The sequence below is a fragment of the Marinobacterium halophilum genome (assembly GCF_003014615.1).
Classification (GTDB): Bacteria; Pseudomonadota; Gammaproteobacteria; order Pseudomonadales; family Balneatricaceae; genus Marinobacterium; species Marinobacterium halophilum.
This window is the reverse complement of the sequence record NZ_PYGI01000030.1, coordinates 20,566-27,767: the sequence shown is the minus strand read 5'-3', so window position 1 is coordinate 27,767 and position 7,202 is coordinate 20,566. Positions and strand designations below refer to the sequence as shown.

Here is a 7,202-nt window from a genome sequence, read left to right as displayed (position 1 = left end):
TTTGATTAACGCGCGACCAAGAAAAGCGTTAGAGTATATTTCTCCGTTGGAATATCTGGCGGGCAGGCGTGTGTCACTTATGATGGCAATCTAGGCATCTGCTCCCACTTCGGCAGGTAAGTCTTTCATACTTTACAAAATACTTACTGATCATTTAGTTAACAATTCTTGTGCAAACTTACTTTATTTAGTTCCAACTAGAGCCCTAATAAATCAGGTATACTCCGATATTAAGACAGAAGTTTCTGCTATCGATTTAGACGTAGATATCGTTACATTACCCTTAGAATTTCTTTTGGGAAACTCGCGCTGAAAGGTCTTCATCTTTACGCAAGAGCGTTTACATATACTTTTGGCGTCGATTCAGCCAAGGTTTGATGTTATTTTCGTCGATGAAGCTCACAAAATAGGAGACTCCTACCGAGGGGTTTTGCTTCAACATGCGATTGCTAAAGCAGAAAGTAGAAATAGTAAAGTTGTTTACACTAGCCCATTTTCGGAGAACCCAGAGAAAATTAAGCAGTTTCATCTTGAGAATGAGCGTTTTGAAGCTGTCCATACATCAGAGATAACAGTTAACCAAAACGTTTTTTGGATAAATCAGGAGCCACGCTCAACAACAAAATGGAATGCTAAGTTGGCCGGTGATAACACCCGAGGGCTGAGTGTTGAACTTAAGTTTCGACCGACGACGCAAACCAAGAGACTGGCTTTTCTGTCTGCTGAGTTCGGAGGGGACGAAAGCGGTAACTTAATCTATGTCAACCGGCCATCAGATGCTGAAAATGTATGTAAGCTGGTCTCAGATTATCTCGATATTTCAGATACTGAAGAAGATGAGGTTATAAAGCTTATAGAACTCTCTGAAAGAGTTCTACATCGGGATTATAGCTTAGCAAAGGTACTTAAAAAAGGTTTAGCATTTCATTACGGTAATTTGCCTCAAATAATTAGGTCAAAAATTGAGGATTTATTTGCGCAAGGTAAGCTAAAATATTTGGCCTGCACCTCCACGCTTATTGAAGGTGTAAATATGTCTTGTAAGAATATTTTTCTTCGTGGACCAAAAAAGGGTGCCGGTAATTATATGCTGCCGGAGGACTTTTGGAATCTTGCGGGAAGAGCTGGACGGTGGGGTATTGAGTTTCAAGGTAATATATTCTGCATCGACACGTCCGACTCGACTCTTTGGCCTTATGGGCCACCAAAGAAACGGCAAGAATATAGAATTGAGAGTGCGATTGAGAAAAGCCTAAGCAAAACCGAAATGCTAATATCGTACATCGAAGACGGCCTCCCGCAGATAAATGATAGTAATTTTTATCAGTTTAATTATGTTATTTCATTTTTTTCGATCTGTATAATAAAGGTGAGCTAAGTAATTATATCACTAGGTTTGTTGAATCTGAAAGCGTTGATAAGCTTTACGATTTGGTAGGAAATCAGTACCAATTGATGGGTTCTTATGTGAATATTTCCGTTACGAACCCTGGCGTGAATCCGTCAGGAATTCTGAATCTGCGCGATTATTTTGTTCAGAGGAAGAACCGTATCGAGGAATTGGTGCCTTCAGACCCCACCAGCCCAGATGCTTTGGACAGCTACGTAAAGGTTTTTTCTCGAATAAATAAAACCCTTTCTCAATCTGGTGACGAATTTGGAAATCATAAGCGTTCTTTTATGCTCGCACTGTTAGTTGTGAATTGGATGCAAGGTCAGCCAATAGCCAAGTTAATTAAGGATCGCGAAAAATACGAGAAGAAGAGGGGTGGAACTAAATCAATCAACACTGTCGTTCGAAATGTTCTAGAAGACGTTGAAAAATATGCTCGCTTTATTGTTCCAAAATATATGGCCTGTTATCTAGAGGTTCTTGAAGCTGTCGCTAGGGAGAATCAATTAGAAATTGACACGAGCGCTCTAGAGCAGCTTCAGGTTTCATTGGAGTTTGGGGTCTCGAGTCAAACACATCTGGCACTGATTCGTCTTGGTCTTTCCAGAACAAGTGCTATTGCAGTCGGCGCACTTATAGCCGATGACAGCCTAACCGATGAAGGGGCAAGGGGGCCTTGAGGAAAATTGATCTTGCGTCGTCTGACCTGCCAGCATTGGTGAAGGAGGAGGTTTCATCTCTCGCAACTTAGGTAAATGTTGATTCCTAGTACAGTTTTTGACAAAACTACCAAGGTGGCGGGTGAACGTTACCAATCGGTGTCTCCCAGCATAAGTGGTATCGGCGGGCAATGCATCTGTAAACATCCTGTTTTACTTTCATGGGGGGATCTAATCTAGATGAAGTCCAAAGAGAGAAGACAATGCTTAATGAGCGATTTCGAAGTGCTGCAGGGTTTTGGAGTCGAGAACTTCTGTGACCACCCCCTAAAATCGGACCTCTATGACTTCCTACCGGGAAGTCGTACAACAGCCGAAATGCACAGTACCCAGCTCGCATATATCGCAGTAAAATTGCCGCTTTAAGATCACTATCGGAGTAATCACCGTATGGGCAGAGCGTATCAGAACCGCAAAGAGTCGATGGCCAAGACCTCGGACATGAAAGCCAAGCTCTATAGCCGTTACGGGCGCGAAATCTATGTTACGGCCAAGTCTGGCGGGGTTGACCCCGATGGCAACCTGGCGCTGCGCGGTTTGATCGATCGTGCGAAAAAGGATCAGGTGCCTGGGCACGTGATCGACAAGGCGCTCGACAAGGCCAAAGGTGGTGGCGGTGAAGACTACTCTCCGGCGCGTTACGAAGGCTACGGCCCCGGCGGCAGCATGGCGATCATCGAATGTCTGACCGATAACCCCAACCGCACCTTCGGCGACGTGCGCCAGGCGTTCACCAAGACCAAAAGCAAGATCGGTACTCAAGGCAGCGTCAGCCACATGTTCGATAAGTTTCTGGCGATGCTGAACGATCTGGACGATGTACAGCAGGTGTACCACAACGTCGAGTTCTGATGGGGATGACCACAGACCGAACCCGTCCCATAGTAGGGATTGGTGCTATGGCACCTCCTTTTCTGTTTATGACCCGATATGGTGAATGGGTTGAATTCGTGCTGACCTGTTTTGGAACCCTTAATGTCTACTTTTATTTCGAACAAGATTAGTAATACGCGCTACGATTTCATCGGTCTCGTTTTCGTTACAAATAAGAGGAGGCAGTAATCTGATAATATTTTTACGCGTAACATTTATAAGAATATTATGTTCTAATAAAGCTCGTTGAACCAGATTCTCGCAAGAATTGGAAAGCTCTATTCCTATCATCAGTCCTTCTCCCCGAATTGCAATAACCTCAGGATGATCCCCCAGTTCAGACTTCAAGCCTTGAAGCAATCGCTGGCCTTGGATTAGCGCATTATCAGGAATCTTGTCGCGTTCCATAATATCAACAACGCTACACCCAACACGGCATGCGAGGGGGTTTCCGCCAAAAGTAGAGGCATGTTTGCCGGGCGATATCAATTTTGCGGCACTACCACGTGCAAGGCATGCGCCGATTGGAAAGCCATTGCCGAGGGCTTTTGCAAGCGTGATGACATCAGGTTTAACAGCCACATTTTGATGACCAAACCAGGCACCGGTACGACCCATGCCTGTTTGGACTTCATCAACCATGAAGAGCCAATTATTTTTATGACACAGGTGTTGGATAGTCTGCATGAATTCTTGGGAAGCGACTTTTACTCCACCTTCTCCCTGTACCGGTTCAACGAGTACCGCAACTATATTTGAGACTTGATCAGCCAGTCGATGTATGGATTCAATGTCATTAAAAGGTATATGCATGAAACCAGGGACCAGGGGCGCGAATCCGCAATGCACAGCAGGATTGCCTGTTGCCGATAGCGTTGCCAGTGTACGGCCATGGAAGCTGCCTTCCATTACAACCACAACAGGATCAGAAACATTGTTAGCGTTGGCGTGCAGGCGGGCCAGCTTCAAAGCGGCTTCATTCGCTTCGGCACCCGAATTGCAAAAGAAGGCGCGTTCCATTCCTGATATTGAGCAAAGCTTTTCACCTAATCTCTCTTGCCAGTCTATTTTGAATAGGTTGGAAGTGTGCATCAACTGAGAGGCCTGCTCAGCAATAGCCGAGGCGATTTCGGGGTGAGAATGCCCCAGGCTGGTTACAGCGACACCAGAAATGGCGTCTATATATTCGACACCGTCATTGTCCCACAGTCGAATGCCTGAACCAGAAGCGAAGGCTATTTCTTGGCGTGAATAAGCATCCATGAGATATGATTGTTTACTGTTCATGATTTTCCTGATATCCGATATTTATCTATTCATATAACAGATGGTCGAATTAAATTTTATTCATCATATAATAGAATAATAGTTATCCATTTTTAGTCATGAAGTAATTCATGAATTCGGCCAGGTCACGTACTTCAGATATGGATATTGAATTATATATACTTGCTCTTAGTCCTCCCGTTGATGAATGTCCCTTGAGCCCCTTGAATCCGTTCTGTTCTGCAGTTTTAATGAAACTATGGTCCATGTCAGAGCATACAGTCGAGAATGGGACATTACTGATTGAGCGAAATTCGTCTATAACATTGTTTTTATAGAATCCACCACTTGAACTTATGGTGTCATATAACAATTCGGCTTTTTGTTTGTTCCTGTGATGTACCTCTGCGATTCCTCCTTGCGAAATCAACCAATCAAGCATTAGTCCTGTGATATATAGCGGGAAGGTCGCAGGCGTATTGATCATGGAGTTTGCTTTCGCAAGACTGGTATAGTTCAATATTTCTGGCGTGGAATTAGATGCCATATTGAATAGATCTTCATTTATGATGACAATTGTAACTCCGGATATGCCTATATTCTTTTGTGCGCTCGCATAGACAAGACCATGTTGATTCAATTCAATTGGTTTTGATAAAAGGCTGGAAGAAGCATCACAAACCAAGGGAACTGATGAGTTCGGTGTGTAATTGAATTGAACTCCCTGAACCGTTTCGTTTTCCGTGTAGTGTAAATAAGCTGCATCACTACTCAGGTTCCACTCTTCCTGGAGAGGTATGTTGTCGAAACCGGTCATTTCATTACTGGCAACGATATTGACATCGCAATATCGGGAAGCAGAGCGTATAGCCTTTCCTGACCAGAGCCCAGTATGTACATAGTCCGCCTTTTTTTTACCGTTTAGAATATTCATTGGTACCTGAGAAAATTGCAAGGTAGCACCACCCTGCAAAAAAAGAGCTTTGTAATTTTCAGGTATTTGGAGAATATATCTTATATCAGTTTCAATTTTCTGAAAAAGGCTATTGAAAGTAGTCGATCGATGACTAATTTCCATTATGGATGCGCCAGTTCCGGAGAAATCGAATAATTCCTGATGGACTTTTTCAAGTACTTCAATAGGTAAGGCAGACGGTCCTGCACTAAAATTATGGGATCTAATCACATTCTTTAGGCTCTGTTAGAGGTTAACGGGTAATGCTGCTTTTCAGCTCAGGAGTATAGTGACATCCGATAAGTATAAAGTTAGTATTGATAACGCAGTCGTACCAATTGTAGTGTTCAAGGAAGACCAAATGGGAAAAACATTCGAGCTTGAAACCCTCAGAATTTTGATTAATAGCTCTGCTTTGAAGCCCTTGGATTTACACCAGCGGATCCAACGATCACTTTGTTCCCTTATCCTTGAGGGAACATTGGCGCCTGGTATGAGGTTGCCTGCTACCCGGAAGCTGTCTCAGTCACTGGGAATAGCAAGGGATACAGTTGAAAACGCTTATGTCCAATTGCACCGTGATGGTTTCATCGAGCGGAGGGTAGGGTCTGGGAGCTACGTCTCTGAGAGCTTGGGGAGAGCAGTAAGAGGGAAGAAAAGTAAACGGACATGGTCTGGCGAAGGCGGGCAAAAAGATTCAAACATAGACCTCGGCTTGAGTCATCGAGGCGAGAACTATAGAAGAACAGGTTGTGTGGCGGACACAAGAGCAGCGAAAGCTTTTGCAACAGGCCTGCCGGAAACCCGTACATTTCCAATGGAAACCTGGGAGAAACTACAGCGCCAAGTCACAAGGGAGCATGGAAAGAAAGCCCTGTTACATGGCGACCCACAAGGTGCTGAGCCTTTAAGAAAAGCTATAGCTACATACTTGAACCTGGAGCGTGGTGCTAATGTAAACCCTGACCAAATCATTGTATTAAGTAGTACGAGACAATCTCTTTTTTTATGTGCACAACTCTTTTCTGATACCAATAAGCCTATTCTAATTGAAGACCCAAGCTATTATGGAGCGAAAAAGGTTTTCGAAGCAAATGGTGCTCCTTTAATTCCGGTTGAAGTAGACGAAAATGGTTTGAGAACCGATATTCTCCAGAATGACAAGAGTGATGCGGGTTTCGTCTATGTCACACCTTCGCATCAATATCCAACAGGTGTCACGCTATCATTGGAGCGCAGGTTTGAACTTATAGAATGGGCTGCCAGGAATAGGAAGTGGATAGTTGAAGATGATTATGATAGTGAGTTCCACTATGATGGATTGCCGACAGCTTGTGTACAAGGCCTGGATAATAATGACAGAACAATATACTTGGGGACCTTCAGTAAAACGTTATTTCCGGGGCTAAGGCTAGGTTATATGGTCCTGCCTCGTCAGTTGGTCGACTCTTTTATAAATGCTCGGAATATCATGGATGGATATACGCCACAAATACCTCAATTAACACTGGCCCGTTTCATGGAAGATGGTTATTACAATACACACATACGATCCATGCGTAAGCTATATGCTGAACGTCGCCACGTCATGATCGAGTCATTGGAAATACATTTGAGTAGCGTTATTGATGTGCTAAGACCTGAAGGCGGGTTACAGATACCTTGCTATTTGAAACCGGGTTGGTCAGAAGCAGAAACAATCACAAAAGCCAGACGTCATGGAATAGACATATTGGGGCTCAGCCAGCTGTATACTGGTAAGAATAGTATGGAAGGATGGATTCTTGGCTATTCTTCATTATCAAATTATGAAATCGAAAAGTCAGTTAAAGCCCTTTCTGACATCCTCATGAAAGGATAGAAGAATCTAAATTTTCTATTTTTTGGAAGAAATAAGTACCTATCAGGCGAAGTATCGGACTTGAAAATAATGAATGGTCTGGTGCTCTCCATGACAATGGACGATTTTTTCAATCCATTTTCACGATATAAATGA

The 7,202-nt window shown here is 43.5% G+C and carries 5 protein-coding genes and 2 pseudogenes; 5 read left to right on the top strand and 2 right to left on the bottom strand.

Annotated elements, in window-relative coordinates; genetic code table 11:
- Positions 1-109: 109 nt before the first annotated feature.
- The 4 genes and pseudogenes from CLV44_RS17750 to CLV44_RS16635 form a co-directional block, all read left to right on the top strand.
- A pseudogene (locus CLV44_RS17750) lies at positions 110-313 on the top strand (hypothetical protein); the annotation flags it as partial.
- Between the two features lie 117 nt (positions 314-430).
- Positions 431-1,378, top strand: a complete 948-nt coding sequence (locus tag CLV44_RS16645) for a helicase-related protein (RefSeq protein WP_170069378.1) — start codon at positions 431-433, stop codon at positions 1,376-1,378.
- 89 nt (positions 1,379-1,467) lie between these two features.
- Entirely contained in the window at positions 1,468-2,073 is a 606-nt protein-coding gene (locus CLV44_RS16640; RefSeq protein ID WP_146140028.1) for a hypothetical protein, read from the top strand.
- Between the two features lie 429 nt (positions 2,074-2,502).
- Positions 2,503-2,898, top strand: a pseudogene (locus CLV44_RS16635) (YebC/PmpR family DNA-binding transcriptional regulator); the annotation flags it as partial.
- Positions 2,899-3,084: 186 nt separating this feature from the next.
- Here CLV44_RS16635 and CLV44_RS16630 read toward each other — a convergent pair.
- Together CLV44_RS16630 and serC are read right to left on the bottom strand one after the other, a co-directional pair.
- Positions 3,085-4,272 (bottom strand): aspartate aminotransferase family protein, encoded by a 1,188-nt coding sequence (locus tag CLV44_RS16630; protein WP_106593247.1) that lies wholly within the window; start codon positions 4,270-4,272, stop codon positions 3,085-3,087.
- A gap of 82 nt (positions 4,273-4,354) precedes the next feature.
- Positions 4,355-5,437: a 3-phosphoserine/phosphohydroxythreonine transaminase gene (gene serC, locus CLV44_RS16625; RefSeq protein ID WP_106593246.1), complete on the bottom strand. Its 1,083-nt coding sequence runs from the start codon at positions 5,435-5,437 to the stop codon at positions 4,355-4,357.
- A gap of 58 nt (positions 5,438-5,495) precedes the next feature.
- On the opposite strand from serC, the gene pdxR reads away from it, so the two are divergent.
- Positions 5,496-7,067 carry a MocR-like pyridoxine biosynthesis transcription factor PdxR gene (gene pdxR / locus CLV44_RS16620; protein ID WP_211298174.1) on the top strand — a complete coding sequence of 524 codons (1,572 nt, stop codon included), beginning with the start codon at positions 5,496-5,498 and terminating at the stop codon, positions 7,065-7,067.
- Positions 7,068-7,202 lie beyond the last annotated feature (135 nt).

What these genes read in the sequence shown, in the direction of transcription:
- CLV44_RS16630 (WP_106593247.1), bottom strand. Translation starts at nt 4,272, where the DNA reads ATGAACAGTAAACAATCATATCTCATGGATGCTTATTCACGCCAAGAA.